At 52.0% G+C, this 17,825-nt stretch carries 19 protein-coding genes; 5 read left to right on the top strand and 14 right to left on the bottom strand.

Annotated elements, in window-relative coordinates; all coding sequences use genetic code 11:
- Window positions 1–84: 84 nt before the first annotated feature.
- From IPM31_09905 to IPM31_09895, 3 genes are all read right to left on the bottom strand, one after another.
- Window positions 85–1,059, bottom strand: a complete 975-nt coding sequence (locus IPM31_09905) for a HAMP domain-containing histidine kinase (protein MBK9007292.1) — start codon at window positions 1,057–1,059, stop codon at window positions 85–87.
- Window positions 1,060–1,779 carry a response regulator transcription factor gene (locus IPM31_09900; protein ID MBK9007291.1) on the bottom strand — a complete coding sequence of 240 codons (720 nt, stop codon included), beginning with the start codon at window positions 1,777–1,779 and terminating at the stop codon, window positions 1,060–1,062.
- Between the two features lie 111 nt (window positions 1,780–1,890).
- Complete coding sequence (locus tag IPM31_09895; protein MBK9007290.1) at window positions 1,891–4,755, bottom strand: hypothetical protein; 2,865 nt, start codon at window positions 4,753–4,755, stop codon at window positions 1,891–1,893.
- Window positions 4,756–4,915: 160 nt separating this feature from the next.
- Between IPM31_09895 and dinB the strand changes: the two genes are divergently transcribed.
- The 5 genes from dinB to IPM31_09870 all read left to right on the top strand — a co-directional run bounded on the left by dinB (window position 4,916) and on the right by IPM31_09870 (window position 8,353).
- Window positions 4,916–6,160 (top strand): DNA polymerase IV, encoded by a 1,245-nt coding sequence (gene dinB, locus IPM31_09890; GenBank protein MBK9007289.1) that lies wholly within the window; start codon window positions 4,916–4,918, stop codon window positions 6,158–6,160.
- A 38-nt stretch (window positions 6,161–6,198) separates the two neighbouring features.
- Window positions 6,199–6,843 carry a GyrI-like domain-containing protein gene (locus IPM31_09885; protein MBK9007288.1) on the top strand — a complete coding sequence of 215 codons (645 nt, stop codon included), beginning with the start codon at window positions 6,199–6,201 and terminating at the stop codon, window positions 6,841–6,843.
- Between the two features lie 81 nt (window positions 6,844–6,924).
- Window positions 6,925–7,284 carry a hypothetical protein gene (locus tag IPM31_09880; protein MBK9007287.1) on the top strand — a complete coding sequence of 120 codons (360 nt, stop codon included), beginning with the start codon at window positions 6,925–6,927 and terminating at the stop codon, window positions 7,282–7,284.
- Entirely contained in the window at window positions 7,285–8,040 is a 756-nt protein-coding gene (locus IPM31_09875) for a zinc dependent phospholipase C family protein (protein MBK9007286.1), read from the top strand.
- 103 nt (window positions 8,041–8,143) lie between these two features.
- Window positions 8,144–8,353, top strand: a complete 210-nt coding sequence (locus IPM31_09870; GenBank protein ID MBK9007285.1) for a PspC domain-containing protein — start codon at window positions 8,144–8,146, stop codon at window positions 8,351–8,353.
- A gap of 29 nt (window positions 8,354–8,382) precedes the next feature.
- Here the strand turns inward: IPM31_09870 and IPM31_09865 are convergent, their stop codons facing one another.
- The 11 genes from IPM31_09865 to IPM31_09815 form a co-directional block, all read right to left on the bottom strand.
- Window positions 8,383–9,531, bottom strand: a complete 1,149-nt coding sequence (locus IPM31_09865; protein MBK9007284.1) for a hypothetical protein — start codon at window positions 9,529–9,531, stop codon at window positions 8,383–8,385.
- Window positions 9,528–10,031: a response regulator gene (locus tag IPM31_09860; GenBank protein MBK9007283.1), complete on the bottom strand. Its 504-nt coding sequence runs from the start codon at window positions 10,029–10,031 to the stop codon at window positions 9,528–9,530. The genes IPM31_09865 and IPM31_09860 overlap by 4 nt, the downstream gene beginning before the upstream one ends.
- Window positions 10,028–11,551, bottom strand: a complete 1,524-nt coding sequence (locus IPM31_09855) for a PAS domain-containing sensor histidine kinase (GenBank protein MBK9007282.1) — start codon at window positions 11,549–11,551, stop codon at window positions 10,028–10,030. The genes IPM31_09860 and IPM31_09855 overlap by 4 nt, the downstream gene beginning before the upstream one ends.
- 47 nt (window positions 11,552–11,598) lie before the next feature.
- Complete coding sequence (locus tag IPM31_09850; GenBank protein ID MBK9007281.1) at window positions 11,599–12,501, bottom strand: ABC transporter ATP-binding protein; 903 nt, start codon at window positions 12,499–12,501, stop codon at window positions 11,599–11,601.
- Complete coding sequence (locus IPM31_09845) at window positions 12,498–13,589, bottom strand: ABC transporter ATP-binding protein (GenBank protein ID MBK9007280.1); 1,092 nt, start codon at window positions 13,587–13,589, stop codon at window positions 12,498–12,500. The genes IPM31_09850 and IPM31_09845 overlap by 4 nt, the downstream gene beginning before the upstream one ends.
- Before the next feature lie 55 nt (window positions 13,590–13,644).
- The gene (locus tag IPM31_09840) at window positions 13,645–14,055 is read right to left on the bottom strand and encodes a four helix bundle protein (GenBank protein MBK9007279.1); all 411 of its coding nucleotides are present in this window, start codon (window positions 14,053–14,055) and stop codon (window positions 13,645–13,647) included.
- 78 nt (window positions 14,056–14,133) lie between these two features.
- Complete coding sequence (locus IPM31_09835) at window positions 14,134–15,474, bottom strand: efflux RND transporter periplasmic adaptor subunit (GenBank protein ID MBK9007278.1); 1,341 nt, start codon at window positions 15,472–15,474, stop codon at window positions 14,134–14,136.
- An 11-nt stretch (window positions 15,475–15,485) separates the two neighbouring features.
- Entirely contained in the window at window positions 15,486–16,613 is a 1,128-nt protein-coding gene (locus IPM31_09830; protein MBK9007277.1) for an ABC transporter permease, read from the bottom strand.
- A 142-nt stretch (window positions 16,614–16,755) separates the two neighbouring features.
- A complete protein-coding gene (locus IPM31_09825) occupies window positions 16,756–17,049 on the bottom strand; it encodes a hypothetical protein (protein ID MBK9007276.1) in 294 nt (97 codons plus the stop codon).
- Entirely contained in the window at window positions 17,046–17,366 is a 321-nt protein-coding gene (locus IPM31_09820) for a TetR/AcrR family transcriptional regulator (protein ID MBK9007275.1), read from the bottom strand. Before IPM31_09820 ends, IPM31_09825 begins: the two co-directional genes overlap by 4 nt.
- A complete protein-coding gene (locus tag IPM31_09815; GenBank protein ID MBK9007274.1) occupies window positions 17,363–17,824 on the bottom strand; it encodes a hypothetical protein in 462 nt (153 codons plus the stop codon). Before IPM31_09815 ends, IPM31_09820 begins: the two co-directional genes overlap by 4 nt.
- Window position 17,825: the final 1 nt, after the last annotated feature.

Here is a 17,825-nt window from a genome sequence, read left to right as displayed (position 1 = left end):
TCATACTCCCCCGATGTTACAAGCCTGTCGCAAAGATGTCACAGTTTTGTGACATCTTAACTATACCCCGCTTGAGATGGCTGTTTATCGTCGCGGCAAACGGAGCGAGAAGACCGTCCCGCGCGGTTCCGCCTGACTGGAGCGCACCCCGCATCCTCCACCGTGCAAAATGGCTATACGATTGACGAGTGCAAGCCCTAACCCGCTCCCCTCTGTGCTCCGCGCATTCGACCCGCGATATAACTCATCGAATATTTTCGACAAATCTTCGGAGGCGATGCCCGCTCCCGAATCTGCCACTTCGATGACGATTGCCCTGCCGTCCTCCATTGCGCGCACCTCCACCGAATCATTCGCGGACGTGAACTTGAGCGCGTTTTCGACGAGGTTGTACACCGCCAGCACGAGCAGGTCGCGGTCGCCGGTGAGCATGGGGAATGGCGATGGGATTTTTGGAATCAACAGGCTGATGCTCCGTCCTTCATAAGCGGGGATGGCGCGCGCGCCTTCCACCACATCCTCGAGCAGGTCCGGCACATTGACTGCGTACCGCTCGATGGGACGCTCGTCGAGGTCGGCGAGTTTGCGCAGGTCGGTAAGCAGGCGCGTGAGGCGTTCGACCGCCCTATTCGCGTTTTGCCCAGCTTGCGAGCGCTCGTCTGCCGCTTGCGCCTCCTGTAAATTGACGAGCGCGGCGCGTAACCCGGTGAGCGGGTTTTTTATCTCGTGATCGAGCCGCCTCAAAAAGTGACGGCGTTTTTGTTGCGCATCTTCCACGTAATCGGCGTAGAGCGTATGCGCCTCGTCTGCGCGGCGTTTGTCCCAGTATCGAACGAATACAATAACGCCGGTGATAAAAAAACCCAACAGGAATGCGAATACTGCCGTGTTGCGAATGGATAACCCAAGCACCAAACCGAAGATGCCAATGTCGATTGTTGTGAGTGTGGGAGGCGCGAATGGTAGCAGAAACCACGCCAGCCCGGCGAGGAGCAGTCCCACCCAGAGCGGCAGTGTGAGTTTGGCGTACCTCAACCATCTTCCTGAAAGTCGTCGCATTTACCCTTCTCCATGAACGGGCGCGATGAAGCGATAGCCCTCGCTGGGAATCGTTTCGATGAAGCGCGGTTCGGAAGGGTTATCGTCCAAGGCGCGGCGGAGTTCTGCCATGCGCGTGTCTACCGTGCGCGTGCCGGTGGGATATTCCCAACCCCAGACCACATCCAACAGGCGTTCGCGCGAGATGGCTTCATCGGGATGGGTCATCAAATATTCCAATACGGCGAGCGCTTTGGGTGTGAGTTCGATGGTTTCACCGGCGATGGCAGCCCGACGCGCGCGGCGATCTAGCACAAGTTCGCCGGCGGTGAGCAACCAGGCTGTGGATAATGATCGTTCGCCGGGGCGCGCCCGCCGCAATACCGCGCGGATGCGCGCCAACAATTCATGCGGATCGAAGGGTTTGTTGAGGTAGTCATCGGCGCCTTCTTCGAGGGCAAGGGCGCGTTCGGAGGCTTCGCCGACTTTTGTGAGCAGGATGGTGGGGGTCCAGATGTTCAGTTTCCGCAGGCGGCGCAATGTTTCGCGCCCATCCATGCGCGGCATGAGCACATCGAGGATGATCAACTCGGGGTGATGCGCCTGCGCTTTATCGAGCGCGGTTATGCCGTCGGATACGACCAACACGTGGAATCCCGCGCGTTCGAGGAACGGCGCGAGGCTATCCGCGATGGTGGGATCGTCGTCGGCGAGGAGGATGGTGGATCGGTCGAGGGACATTAACTCTCCCTCACCCCTGCCCTCTCCTGCGGGGAGAGGGGGAAAAGATGAGGCTAGAGAAAAGCCCGGTCGGGCGGACCAGGCTTCTCGTCGGAAAAGAGGCGATGCATCCTATTGGAAAAATCCAAAGGTGTTGATGATCAAGTCGAAGATCGCCGACTCGACGTTTTTGTCGAAGACCGGCGGGGGCGTGGGCAGGTTGCCAGGGTTGACCGATTTGAGCACGAAGGCGAGGTTGACGCACGCGTTGTTGCTCACGGTGGAGTAACTGACCCAATCGAAGAAACTGCCCGCCGCGCCTTCCGAGCCGCTCTCTTTGAGGAATTGCACGCCGTTGATGGTGACATTGCTCGAGGAGACGGCAGACCCGCTGGCGTATTTACAGGATGCGGCGTTTTCAGTGACGGTGATGGCGAGGTATTTTTCGCGCAGGTTGGTGTTCGGGGCAAATTGTAGATCGGCGCGACCGGAGTTTTCGCTCATGCCAGCCGAGGCGTCGGGCGGAATCATGACAAAGAATTTGTATTTATCGTTTTGGAAACGGTTCCAGCCGTTTGGTGTTGAGGTCTGCGGGTTAGGGGTGGGCGTAAAGGTTGGGGTTGGGTTCTGCGGGTTAGGGGTGGCTGTAAAAGTTGGCGTGCCTCCGCATGGCAATGGAGGGGTTGGGGTCGGCAAGGTTTCAGCGCGCGTATTATTTTGTTCATTGCTTTCAGCAACGGTGTTGCCCGGATCAACTGTCACTGTGGCGGGGTTGGCAAAACTTGTGAAGAATACGGATTTGGATTCGCCCACTGCCAAGCCGTTGACGGTTTGTTGGGCGCTCCCGGACTGCACAATGAAACTTCCCACAGCCGCCTGTCCGCTGTTGGTCACGCTGACGCGCAAGCCCAGCGCTTCACCGGGGTTGAAACAACTCGGGTTCGGGAAGGATACGCTCAGGGAGTTGATGGCGAGGTCTGGCAACGCGCCTCCGCCGCCTGTTGGGCGGAAAATATGCGGACCCACCCACAAGGCTCGGTCGCCAGCGGCAGGACCCACCGCCAGCGCGGTGAGGATGAATTTCACATCTTTACCGGCGAGCGCCGAGAGGTCAATATCCACGTTGTACACTTGTCCTTCGTAGCGTTCGAGGAACGGTCCCCATAGCGTGGCGATCGGGTCGCTTCCTGTTTGAAAGTCGAGGCGGTAGGCAACGTAACAGAGGGTCGCGCCGCCTTCGCATCCGATGGTGGCGCGGAAGCGGTCGCCGTTTTGCACTTTGAAGGCGGGGAAGAAGCCTTGAACGTATCCGCTGGAGACATTTTGGGGGAAGGTGAGGATGCTCGGACGGTTGTCGGTTGCGCCGGTTTCGAGTTTTGCGCTGGAAAGTTTCAACACAAATCCTTTTGCATCGCCGTCGGCGCCGGGGCACTGCAATTGACCAGCCCCGCTGAACCAGGTGCCGGCGCACGCGTTCGTGGCAAAGTCATAGGCAGTGTTGGGGCTGGGCGTGACGGTCGGTCCCGCAGTGGCTGTTGAGGTTGCGGAGGTTGGCGTTTTGCTGGGTCCGCCAGGCGTTACTGTTGGGCCTGAAACTTTTATATCGACCCACCAGGGTTTGTTTGCTTGCGCGCCAATACCAAACAACGCGCCGCTGGCGTTCTTGAACATCCAGTAACCGCGATAGGAACCTGCGGCAGAGGGCGCGATCATCGGCACCGAAATGTCGATGGTCTGCCCCACTTCCACCGCGCGCGAGAATGCCGCGGCGGAGGGCGCGCCCATTTGTTCGCCGCTGAAGAATACCATTTGGTATGAAGTCGACCATGCGCACGCGCCGACGTTCTTCAATCGCCAGGTTTTGGTAAACGTCTGACCGGGCGCAAAGGTTGTGCCGTCGGATACAGTCACGTCGGAGACGAACTGCACCTTATCGCATGACGATGGCTGGACGGTCTGCGTGATCGGGGCGGGTGTTTTTGTCGGTGTGGAGGTGGCAAGTGTGCCGGTCGCAGTTGGAGGAGGAGCGCTTCCTTTTCGGACGATGACCGGGTTACCCCATAGGGCGCGATCGCCCACGGGCGAGCCATACGCGGAAATATACAAAATGAATTTGACTTCCTGACCTGCAAGCGGAGAGAGGTCGATGTTCGCATCGTAGGTCAATCCCTCGTAGCGTTCGCGGAATGTCCAAAACGTGCGGATCGTGCTCCCCACTTCGTAATCGAGCCGGTAGGCAACATAACATGACGTTGCATTGAATTCACATCCCACGCGGGTTTGGAATTTATCGCCGCTTTCCACTTTGAAGGCGGGGTAACGCGCTTGAATGAATCCGTTGGTGAGGTTTTGCGGGGCAAACAACATGCCCGCCTGCGCCATCTCGACACTTGATTCAAACTTCGGCTTATCTTTCTTGATGGCAAAGCCTTTTGCATCGCCGTCATTCCCGGGGAACGAAAGCCCGCCCGCGCCGCTCGACCAGGTGGCTTCATTTGCCTTTGCGGTAAAGTCGTAGACTACGTTCGTGGTCGAAGAACCGACGACATTGATCTCGACCCACCAGGCTTTGTTGGCGCTTGCGCCAATTCCAAACAACGCCCCGGAGGCGTTTTTGAATTTCCAGTAACCGATGTAATGACCTGCGGTGGCGGGCGCGGTCATGTTCACGGTGAGGTCAATGATCTGACCGGGGGCAACATTATTCGCAAAATTACTGGAGGTGGTGGCGCCCATTTTCTCACCGGTATCGAATACCAGCGAGTAGGAGGTCGTCCATGTGCAGGTGCCAACATTCCTTAACTTCCAATCTTTGGTAAATGCCGCGCCCGCATCAAAACGGGTACCATCGGGGACGGTGACATCGGCGATAAACTGCGCCCTATCGGTGCATGACTGCGCCGCCGCTACAGACGACGCGGTTGCGGCGGCTGGCAGGAGCGACAACATCAACGCGAACACCACCATGATGGAAAGTGCATGGAATCGGGTTTTCATAGGCTTCTCCTCTTGTTCCAATTGACTACGACGATAGAAACGTCGAAAAGTTCCTCAGTGACTATACGCCTCTAGTATAACTTTTCTTTAACAAATGTTCAATATCGGCTGGATGACTCTTTTCTCCTCGTATAATGTAAACGCCTCGCAGGATTCCTGAATGGATTTCACCTCTGATCCAAGCCTGCGGGACGGTGAAAATTACACCATGCCTAGAACGATTCTCCACCTGGACCTTGATGCCTTTTTCTGCTCCGTCGAAGAGACGCGCAACCCCGAACTTCGCGGCAAAGCCTTCGCGGTGGGAGGCAGACCCGAGGAAAGAGGAGTCGTCGCGTCCTGCTCGTATGCCGCGAGGCGGAACGGAGTCCGCAGCGCCATGCCGATGAGCCAGGCACTTCGACTCAACCCCGGGCTGATCGTCGTGTCGGGAAATCATCGCGCCTACCGCGACGTGTCAAAACAAGTGATGGAGAGACTCCACGACCTCACCGCGTTGGTGGAACAGATTTCAATTGACGAGGCTTTCCTCGACATCTCGGATATTCAGGATGACTCACAACGCATCGCCCGCGGACTTCAGACTCGCATCCGCGACGAACTGCATCTCCCCTGCTCGATTGGGATCGCGTCGAACAAGCTTGTGGCGAAGATCGCCACCGAGGTTGGCAAAGCGCTCGCGCTGAAACGCATCAAAGCCGACGGGCGAACTGAGCCGCCCAATGCGGTGACAGTCGTCCCGTCGGGCGAAGAAGCGGCGTTCTTGAATCCACTGCCAGCGGATATGTTATGGGGCGTCGGTCCGAAAACATCGAAGCGACTCGCCGAGCTGGGCATCCACACGATCGGCGATATTGCGAGGTGGCGCGAAGAGGATTTGATCCGCTTGTTCGGCGAGAATGGGCGCGACCTTGCGCATCATGCCAAGGGAATTGATAATCGCGCTGTTGTCACAGAGCGCGAGACGAAATCCGTCAGTCAGGAGATCACGTTTTCGCGCGATGTGCGCGACGACAAAATGTTGGAGAAAACTGTGCGCGAACAATCGGCGGAGGTGGCACGGCAGTTGCGAAAAAATGAACTGGCTGGCTCGACGATCAAGTTGAAGATCCGCTGGCCCGATTTCACCACGTTGACGCGGCAAAAAACGTTGAACCATCGCACCGATCAAGAGGATGAAATTGCAAAAGCCGCATTGGAGTTGTTGCGAGCAGTCCGCAAGCCGAATCAATATGTGCGCCTCATCGGCGTCGGCGTGAGCGGACTCGGCGCGCCGATCCGTCAACTCGGCTTGTGGGATGTGGACAACGAGAAGTCGCGCAAACTACAAGAGGCGGTGGATGTGTTGAGGGAAAAGTATGGCGAGGATGTTATTTTCAAAGGAGAGCAAGAAGTAGACACGTAGACAGGTAAACAGGTAGAGAAGTAAACAAGGAGAATGCCATGAAGACTCTTGATCTGAAAAAGGAATTGAAATATTTGTACGCGCCTTCCGCAAAGAAAGCGGAGATCGTCAAAGTGCCTAGACTGCAATTCGCAATGATAGACGGCGTGATCGAAAAAGGAAAAGAGCCTGGCAACTCGCCCGCCTTCGCCGAAGCGACTCAAGCCTTGTACAGTATTTCGTACACGCTCAAGTTTATGTTGAAGAAGCACAAAACCAACGCGATAGATTATCCCGTGATGGCATTGGAAGGATTGTGGGGCATACAAGATGTGAATGTTGACGTGGGTAAAAAAGATAATTGGTCTTTCACGTTGATGATCCTGCAACCCGCTGTCATCACCAAAGATATTTTCGCGGAGGGGATGGAACAAGTCCGCAAGAAGAAAGGCGACTCGCCTGAATTGTCGAAGGTGCGGCTGAGTCATTTTGAAGAAGGCATCTGCGCGCAGATGATGCACATCGGACCGTACGCCACCGAACCCGCCACCATCGAGATCATGCGCGCCCTCGCGGCCGAAAACGGCTACCGCGATAACGTCGGACCGAACGGCTTGCACCCCGAGATCTATCTCGGCGATCCGCGCAAAGCAGATCCCGCGAAGTTGAAGACGGTGGTGAGGCATCCTTTGAAGAAAGTCTAAAATCTTGAACCGCAAAGGGCGCTAAGACCGCGAAGAAAAAAATTAAACTTTAGCGCACTTCGCGTGCTTAGCGGTAAAAAAATGAATTGCTTTTACCATCCCAACAGACCCGCCATTGCCCTCTGCAAATACTGCCAGCGCGGACTATGCTCCGATTGCGCCGCACACGCAGGGGATTCGCTCGCGTGCAAGAATCTGCACGAGGAACAAGTCCGCGCGATGGAGGCGTTGATGCAGAGGAACATCCTGCAATCGAAACGCGTCGGCTCGGATTATTTGCGGAACACAATTTTTTACGGCGTTGTTGGGATTTTGTTCACTGTGTTTGGAATATCCCAACTCAATTGGCTGGGATTGCAGGCTGTCGTCTATGTGATGATCGGGCTCGCTTTGCTCTGGGCGGCAGTGGCGAATTATTTGGAAAGTAGGAAGTATAAATAAATGGGAACTTGGATTTCACACCTTCGCATCGCCGAAAATTTGTTGAAATATTTTCCTGAACTAGACGAGGTCGCATTTTCTTTTGGTAATCTCTCACCTGATTCGGGAATCCCCAATGCAGACTGGACAGAATTTGATCCTCCGAAAGAAGTTACCCACTTTCTGAAAAAAGGCGAGGGTGAAGATGCCATTCATGATATTGTGTTTTACGACCAATATCTACGCAATGTCAATCCAACAGACAACATTAAACTTTACAGTTTTCGCCTCGGTTATTTCTTTCACCTGATCTGTGACATCACGTGGGCAAAACGCATCGGCGCAGCAACTAAACGAGATTTCAAAGAACTATTTGAAAAGAATCGGAAAGAATCTGTGGGGATTGTCAAAGATGATTGGTACGGATTAGATCAACTCTATGTGAGAGATCACCCCGAAAACATTTTCTGGCGTTTGATTATGAAATATCCAGACCCGCCGTCTTATCTGCCTTTTGTGAAGGATGAGGCGCTTCACCAGCAGTTTGCCCATATCCGCAAATATTACAGTCAACAAGAAGACAAATGGTTTCTTTCTCTGCCTTACATCTACTTAAATGAAAAAACGATGAGTCGCGTCGTGGACGACAGTATTCAGGCAGTCTTAATGGTCTACGAAAAAGTGCAGAACATGAAAAACCTTGAGGAAGTAAAAAGCAGTGTCAGCATGTTACCTGAATTCTTGATTACGCCTTATGACTCTCCTTTGGGAAATTAACACTGCAACTTCGTCAATCCACCTGCGTATGCCTTTCTAGAAATCAAAAGGTGACTGTCACTTCAAAAGTGACAGTCACCTACTCAACGAAAGGAGTACACACATGAACACCAACTACAAACAATTGACTCGAAGCGCGTCCAACCGCATGATCGCGGGCGTGTGCGCGGGCTTGGGCGAATACATCGGCATTGACCCGACCATCGTCCGCTTGTTGACCGTGCTGGCGTTTTTCACAGGCTTCGGCGGGATCGTGCTGGTCTACCTGATCATGGCGCTGGTTGTCCCTGAGCAGGCGCAAGTGACTGAATAAGGATCGATGAGACGACCTATACGGTCATCTCATTTTTTCTTGTTTGAGCTCTTCCTATTCATTAGATCAACTTTCATAGCAAGTAATTTATTGGAAGTTTCAAATCTCATGACGTTATTAAAATAAAACACCGAACGGTCTACTGCTTCGCTCATAGGATTATTTGTATATGGAATAATCGAATCGATCTTCTTGTTCAATTCAGCACGTATACTATGATTATCAGACCAAAGATGTGAAATTATGCCAAGCGCATATGAAGCAATCAATGATTTATCAACTTTTTCGGGAAGGGAATCTCGGCTAATAAGAATATTAAGTTTATTTGCGACAATAAAGCCTATATGCGTCAAGTTCTTAGAAATGGCTTGTACACCAATTTCATATAGTACTTGGCTAACCTGGTTTATTGAACTTAAATGCAAAGTAGCTGTCATATCCAAAACATCTATGTATTTGAAGACAATTTCATCTACTTTTCTTGGTTGAGTTTCTACTCTTCGTATAACAATTTGACTTAAACCGCCAAGCGATCTGACCGCATCTTGTATATCATCTCTTACATCCAACTCTCTATCTTTACTAACAAATATTATTAATCGAATCATATCAGCTGGTATAGAAAAGTTTTGTAAGTTACCAGAGATATCAGTATCAAACACTTCCACCAATCTTAATGAAAGCGACTCCAAACTTTCTCCCTGATACTCGGGACGAGAACAGGCTTTTTCGACAATCCTAGTCATACTTAAGAGAATAAGATTCCGAATTTGCCATGAGTCGGTTTTAATTCCCAATTCAAGCAAATCAGAAATAGAATTCTTATTTAACTTGCCCGATTTTTTCAAAGAACGGAAAACTTCCAACTCTAATTGCTGCACTAAACCATCATAGGTGTTGACAAAATATGCAAGAACAATTGCCGTACTCATATCAACCAACAGCAAGATCAATATCAAACCATACCAAATCCGTTCTGATAAACCTGTATACCTGTTTGCATAAAACATTGCTAAGAATAAAAACACAAATGATATAAAAATTGGCACAAGTGCAGTAAACACCCATTGTTTTCTTTTTAAAATTACAATTCTAATTTCCCGAGGTGCGGCCCATGGGGTATATACCGCCGGAAATAATATCAACGACACTATAGGACCAAATGGAATATCCATCATTTTAGCCCTCTTGTTTTTTCTAAATATTTAGGGTTTTGCTCTTTGATCCGATCAATAAGATCAACGAGTATTGTGTCTTTAAGGCCTGCAACTTTCTGTTGAAACACCTGGATATTCAAATCTTCTAAACTGGCATGAAGAACCGCATCATTCTCTACTGTAAATACGCCAACATGGTACGGTCTAATCCATCCTGGAGGTGGAAAAGAAATATCGGATTTATGACTTAGCAACCAATTTGCTAATTCCAAGCCTAACCGCGCATCTGCGTTATCTTCGCCCCTTTCTCGATACACATTGACCCAGTAATCGTCTATTCCTGGAGGTAAGCGCATATCAAGAATGACCACGTCATATTCCTTGGTTAGTAAATAACGGACTGCGCTCGTAGCATCCTCGGCGAGATTGATATCATATTCACCACTGATATAAATAGGACCGGTCAGGTTTCTCAATTCCAAACGGGCACTATCTTCCACCCAAAGAACTTTGGTCTTCATACAGTTCTGGCCTCCTCAGCTGGTTTAGAATTTCTTACCGAAGGCAATACGAAAGTTGCTTTCGTAAGAAAAGGTTGATTGTAGTAGCCTTCACTTCTTTCATCATAAGAACTATGAGCAGGATGACTTTCAATTTCTAGATACCCGCCGTGCGACTTGGCAATATGATTTGCATCAGTAAGTCCAATACCCGTACCAAGACGACCGAGATCTTTGGACATTTCTCCACGATAACCAAGTTCAAATACCTTCCCCGTTTCAATTTCCTCACGCTTTATAGGTACTCCCCAATTTTCAAATTCGATATAAACTTTTTGATCCTTTAACATTGTACGGATAGATACCAATGTTGTCTTCCGGCGCTCAAAACCGCGATGCCAGGAATATTTAATGGCATTATGCATCAAATTAGAAAAGGCGCGTACTATCTCGCGCTCATTGACGTTGACATATATATCATCTACTTCTTTGCGATCAATATCTACTTTGAGACTTCGGGCATATTCAGCGTGACGCCTAACGCATTCAATAATGAGTGCCTTTACACTCATAATCTGACGTTGAACCGGGGCTCGCGCATCAGAAGTGATAAATTCGCGCAAGCTATGTATAGTGTAATCCATCTGAATGACTGCCGCTCGTGTCTCAAGCACTTCTTTGAGACTAGCCAGCCTTTCCAGTTCCCAAGCCACGATTTGGATTTCACGTGTCCGTGCACGCGGGATTTTCCCCGGTGTGATAGCGGCATGGATTTGACCCACCTCATTAGCTACTTTCCTTAGTGCGGGAGAGTATGACTCGGGAGTCGGGATTTGTTCTTTGAAGGAACGCAGAAACCTCACAAACCACAGTAACTGCTTCCAGCGTGAGGCAGGCAAAGCCTTCAGACGCTGTTTCTCGTCGGCACTTTCAACCAATCGTTCGATGGTAAATGCCAGCTTGTTAGCCGCGTCAGTCAGATGCGATTCCACTTCATCTGTGGACGGAATGGAAACATCCGGAAATGGCTTTGGTTCAAATGCCTCAATCACTGCATCCAGCGTCTGCTTGACCATTACCAAGGTGGTTGTGTTGGCGTGTAGAATACGCCCAATATCGAAGCGCAATTCATTGACCGCATCGCTTAATTCCCTTTCATGCCGCCTAGACTCAATCTCACTTGTTATATCCACCATGCATCCCACAAAACCAATTATCTGCCCATCATGGGCTTTCATTACTTGTGAATAATCTTCAACATATAAATCCCGCTGTCCTACTTTCAAATGCAATATTCCCCGCTCAACATTCTTCCCCTGTTTTGCACGTTCAATGGATTGCTCAAGCGTAGATTCTCTATCAGCAGGGTTAGCATAATAATCTTCAATATTCGCGTCAATTGGGCCTTCGATGGGTAGTTCCAACATCTTGCGAGCTGTTCTGTTACAAACAATTATCTGCCCGTCCAAAGTTGTCATATATACCCCAATAGGCAACTCACGAAAATCGAAGTTCTCAAACTGGCTTAATGAAGCTGACATGCTAAGTCCTCAAAACTGAGTATACAACATATCTGCTAAAGTTGTCATTACCTCGCCAGCGAAATAAACACATCCTCCAACGTCGGCTCGCCGACAACCACATCGCGCACACTCAACACCTTCAACCCCCTCAATAACTCCTCTTTCTTCTTTCCTCTTTCCGTTATAGTTCTCAAATGATCCCCCGCCAGCGAAACGCTTAACACGCCGTCCACAGCGGGCAACACTTCCAGTCCCACTTCCAACGGATCGGCATACACTTCCCACACGTCGCCCGCGATGATGTTCTTTTTCAAGTTCGACGGCGTGTCCATCGCGAGCAATTTTCCGTCGCGCATGATGCCGACGCGTTCGCAATATTCGGCTTCGTCCATGTAATGCGTTGTGACCAAAATCGTCACGCCGTTTTCGGCGAGTTCGTAGATCAAATCCCAGAAGGCGCGGCGCGCGGTGGGGTCAACGCCTGATGTCGGTTCATCGAGGAACAATAATTTCGGTTCATGCACCAACGCGATTCCCAACGCGACTCGCTGACGCCAGCCCGCCGACAGCGAACGCGTCAGCGTGGAATCATGCCCACGCAAGCCGACCAGTTCCAACGTCCGCGCGATGCGCGCCTTGTCGCGAATCCCGTAGACGCCGCCGTAAAACGTCAAATTTTCCAGCACGGTCAGGTCATCATAGATCGCAAATTTTTGCGACATGTATCCCGCGCGCGCCCGCACCTGTTCGCTTTGTTTGAACGCGTCGAATCCAAGCACGGTCGCGCTGCCATCGCTCGGCTCGAGCAAACCCAACAGCATGCGGATCGTCGTCGTCTTGCCCGATCCGTTCGGACCGAGATAACCAACGACTTCGCCCGCGCCCACTTCAAAGTTGACGTGATCCACCGCGACGAATTCGCCAAATCGCCGCGTGAGATTTTTCACTTGGATGACTGCTTCGCTCATTTGGACTCCGACCCCCCTCTTATCCCCCCATCGTGAACATGATGGGGGGAAGATAATGCAATGAAGACATCTTCGAGAACGGGACTCACCGCGCGGAGTTCATCCACGCGTCCGCCCTCGCTTCGAATCGCGGACTTCAACCTGCTCAGCACATCGTCAGCCTTTCTCTCCCCTACGCGGATGTGCAGACGATCACCGAACGCTTGAACATCTTCGACATCCCGATCGTTGTGCGCCACGTGACGCAAAAGATTGATCGGCGAGCCGCGCAACTCAAGCACGCGATTATTGAGTCGCGCCCGCAGATTCGACGGCGTATCTTCCGCGATGATTTTTCCATTTTTCATGAATCCGACGCGATGGCATCTGGAAGCCTCATCCATATAAGGCGTGCTGATTAATACTGCCACATCGCCCTGAGCGGAGGACTGAGCGTTCGCTGCGAAGTCCGCAGACGAAGGACGACTTGCAACCTGCGCTTCGTCTGCGTTCGCCAAACTACGGCTCACTCCGCTCAGCGCGAGAGATTGGGAGGGCGACACCAACTTAATCACCAACTGCCAAAAGTCTTGACGTGTGACGGGATCAACGCCTGTGGTTGGTTCATCGAGCAATAGCACGCGCGGCTTTGTCACCAGAGCCGAAGCCAACCCCAATTTCTGTTTCATGCCTCCCGAAAGTTGACCTGCGCGGCGGTCTTTGAATTTCTCCAGCCCGACGAATTCGAGAATCTCCAGCGAGCGCGGAAGCCACTCATTCGATTTCAATCCACGCGCCTCGGCAAAGAAGCGGATGTTTTCGAGAACGGTCAAATCCTCATACATGGAAAATCTCTGCGAGAGATAACCAAATTGGGCGCGGGCTTGTTCGGTCTGCTTGTTGATGTCGTAGCCGCAGATGACCGCCTCACCCGCGTCCGCTTTGAGCGCGCCGACGAGCAGGCGAATCGTCGTCGTCTTCCCCGCCCCATCCGCGCCGACGAGTCCGTAGATTTCGCCTGATTGGATGCGCAGGGAAACATCGTCAACGGCGTGTGTATCGCCGAAGTGTTTTTTGAGGTTGGAGGCGGAGACAAGGAGGTTATTCATAGTTGGGTTGAAATATTATTGAGTCGAAAGTCGAAGGTCGAAAGTCGGATGAACGTTAAACTTCGTAGTCTGCTTCGTCATCGGAAATGCGGCGTTTGCGCGGGTTGGATTCTAGATAGGTGATGAATTTTGAAATTTGACGGGCGCAGGTCTGAGCCAAAGCATAAGTTTCTGTGAACTGTTCTTCGGTAATGTAACTTTGGTCGAGAGCCACGTAGAGTTGCGCTCGCGCTTCGCCTGCCGACGCTTTTGCTATTCCGAGAAAATTGATGAACTGAATATCAGTACGGCTTTCAAAACCTTCGGCGATGTTGCTCATCACGGAAACAGAGGCGCGTCGAATCTGGTCACGTAAGCCAAAGTCGCGATTAAAGCCTGTCTGATTGCCCAATCCATAAATCAAGTTGGTCAATTGCCTTGCAGTCTTCCAAGCCTCGATCTCTTCAAAGCGAGTGATACCAGCCATTTTATTTTTCTCCTTTTGGTATGAATTTTGACCTACAGCATTATTTGACCTTCGACTTGCGACCTTTGACCTGTGACTTTACTTGAACACCACATCCGCTGGCATGCCGATCTTCAATTTGCCGTCGTTATCTGTCACTTTCAACTTGATGGCATACACAGTTGAACTGCGTCCCTCCACAGTTTGGACGTTGCGCGGGGTGAATTCGGCTTGGTCGGCGATGTGGATGACTTCGGCGGTGAAGGTTTCGCCAGGGAACGAGTCGACAGTGACGGTGGCTTGTTGCCCAATCGAGATATTGCCGTATTGGTCTTCGGGAATGTACACAGTGATGGTCAATTCATTCAGGTTTGCCATCGCAAACGCGACGGAGCCAGGTTGGACAAACTCGCCCGGTTCAACGTTGCGCGTGAGGATGACTCCATCCATGGGCGCGTTGACCGTGAGTTTGGCGATCTGCGTGTCAATGAGATCGAGATTGGCTTGCGCGGTGTTGACGGCGGCTTGCGCTTGTTCCATCGCGGCTTTTGCCTGATCGAGAGCCTTTTGCGCGGTGACAACGGCAGGAGAATTCGCGCCCGTTTGCAAAGCGCGGAGATTGTCCTGCGCCGTATCGTAATTTTCCTGCGCGATGGCAACGTTGGCGCGGGCTTCAAGCACATCCTGCGCCTTATCAGTGGAGAGGGCATCATCGTATTCGGTTTGCGCGTCGTCCAGTGCGAGTTCGGCGTCATCGAGGACAACTTGCGCGGCATCCCGTAAATCCTGGCTGTCGGATGCGCCAGCGGTTTTGTCATAAGCCGCCTTTGCAGTTTCCCATGCGAGTCGCGCCTGAGCGAGGTCCGCTTCAATGGTCATGAATCGCGCGTTACCGTTGCTTTTTTGAAGATCGGCTAATTTCGCCTGGGCATCTTGTAATTTCGCCAGAGTCGCATCTACTTCGGCTTGCGCGGCGGTGAGTCGTTCCGCTTTGGAGAAATACCAGCTGGGTTGATTAAACTCTGCCGGGTTTGTCGCGCGCCAAACATTCGCGCGCGTGGATTGTTCTTGCTCGAGCGCGTTGTTGAGAGTCGCATCGTATTGCTGTTGCGCCACGGCGTATGCGGCGGAGGCAGTGTTGAGGGCGGCGTTGGCCGAGTCAAGCTGGGCGGACGCGACGGCTCGCTGGGCGGTAAGCAGACTCCCGTCGAGAGAAAGAAGCGGATCCCCCGTCTGCACGGGCTGTCCCTCATCTGCAGACACGTCCAACACTTTGCCCATCATCTCAGGCGAGATGTTAACCATCACCGCCTCGATGGCGCCCGAGGCTTTGAGTTGTCCATTTTCTTTGGGCGCGAGGGAACGGAACGCGTAATATCCGATGGTGGAGAGGACGATCAATACAACGATGATGCGAACGGCGAGCGGTGGTTTGTGCATGGTGAACTCCTTTAATCGAGTCGTTTTCTAAATCGCAAAGCGGCGAGGGTCATGATGCCGATTGCGAAGAGAGTCATGGCGATGACATCGAATTGAATCTTATCGAGTCCCACGCCTTTGAGTAATAACGCGCGAATGATGACGAGGTAATAACGCAACGGCATGAGATACGAAAGCCATTGCAATATTTTGGGCATGGCTTCAAGCGGAAAGAAAAAACCAGAGAGGAAAATGCTCGGCAGGAGAGTCATCCAAACCGTGAGCATGGCTTCCTGCTGTGTGTTGGCGATCGTGGAGGCGAGCAGACCGATGCCGAGACCCGTGACGAGGAACACGCCTGAAAGCAAAATGATCAGGGCGAGGTTGCCGCGGATCGGAACGCCGAACCACCAATGCCCCACTGCAAGGACTTCAATCGTGTTGAAAAATCCCAGCACGACATACGGCGTGAGTTTGCCGACGATCAATTCCCATGGACGAATCGGTGTGACGATAAGTTGTTCGATGGTGCCGCGTTCGCGTTCGCGCACAACGGAGGTGGCGGTGAGAATTGCCGCAATCGCGTAGAGGATCATGCCGATCACGCCGGGGATCATGAAGTGCGCGCTGATGAGGTCGGGGTTGAACCAAACGGTCGTACGGACTTCGACAGGCGGTTGCACGCGCAAGTTCATGCCGCTAAGTTCAAATTTTTGCAAAAGGATTTTCGAGGCGTGCGCCTGTCCGATCAATTGCGAGGCGGCGAGCGCGGTAGATGCGCTGGTGGGATCGGAGCCGTCGAGGATGAAGGCGATCTGCGCGTCTCCTTCGGCAAGCCGCTGGGCGTAATCGGGCGGGATGATGACCGCCGCGCGCGCTTTGCCTGCCAGGATCAGATCTTCGATCTCCGCTTCGGAATCGACCGCGTACGCGATTCGGAAATAATCCGCCGCGCGATACGAATCAAGCAGGGCGCGCGATTCCACGCTCTGACTTCGGTCCAACACCGCGAGCGGAACATTACGCACATCGTTTGTGGCAGAATACCCGAGCAGGAACAATTGCATGATGGGAATGACGACGATCATGACCAGAGTGCGCGGGTCGCGGAAGATCTGAATGAATTCTTTGCGGATGATGGAGAGGAGACGGGTGTTCATGGGGGCTCCAGTGAAGAAGTGATCAGTTATTAGTTAGCAGTGATCAGTGGGTGATGCGGGTTACGAGATACGAGTTACGCAGTACGTATTACGTAGTGCGTATTGCGTGTCTACGTGTTTACCTGTGTACGTGTATACCTATCTACTCCGCAGGCTTGAGAATGCCGTGTAGGAAAATGTCCACGTAAGCATCCTCTGTGTTCTTCGGCATGAGTTTGCTTAGAATCGAATTTGAAATCATCATTTCAGTCATTAGGTATGAAATCACCAGTCCGATAAATGAACGCATCAACAAGGCGGGGTTGGTGACGCGCAGGTCTTTCCGTGATTTGATAAACCTCTCGAAGACAGGCAGTATTTTGGGGGCGATCTCTTTCAACAGCGCCGCGCCGTGCCTGCCTTTGAATTCGACCAGTTCGATGAACATCAGGTTCACGAATTCGGAACGCTTGCCCATCTCGGCGATGACGATGTGCGCGGCGTTCGTGTAAAAGTCTTCGGCGGTGTCCCCTCCGCGGCAAGGACGGCGGGCAGGATTTGCTTGTACGGATGTTTATCAATGATGATGCCCTCAAAAATCTCCTCCTTGCTGGAGAAGTGGTTGTAGATCCCGCCCAACGCCAGCCCGACCGCGTCTGCGATCTGGCGCATGGACGTGGCGGCGTATCCCTGCTTGAGGAATAGATTCATCGCCGCGTCTTCGATGGCGAGGCGGGTGGCTTCGCCTTTTTTGAGTTTGTCTTTGGGCGTCATAGATTTGCCAAAGCAACAACAAGAGCAACAAAAGAGGCCAACTGCCATACCGTGCTAAAAGTGTGCCAGCGGGCAAAGCGATCCAAGGTTTGTGAAAGCAAAGTCTCATCGTCTGAAGCTTGACGCAGGCTTAGCAGGGCTGGAAGCGCTCGCGCCGTGCCAATGAAAGCCAAAACAGTGGCGATTAACGACGCTGCGATTGACCAACTGACAATCGCCGATTCCCCTCGCAGAAAAGCAGCGACAGTCACAAAAAGTGTCAGGAGCGCGCCCAGAATTGAGACGGGAGCATACGTCTTGACCCCAACACCAAAGTTTGCGACAGCAAATTTAGTATAAGGAATTGCGCCAATTTGCCGCCGTACAGGCAGGCTGATCATTGCGACGTCATAAATCAGACCCGCCCCAAAACCTCGCACGAGTGTTGTGAAAGAAAGTGTTATGAGAAACCAATCCATC

The organism is Candidatus Defluviilinea gracilis, assembly GCA_016716235.1.
Classification (GTDB): Bacteria; Chloroflexota; Anaerolineae; order Anaerolineales; family Villigracilaceae; genus Defluviilinea; species Defluviilinea gracilis.
This window is presented reverse-complemented; position numbering and strand designations above follow the sequence as displayed.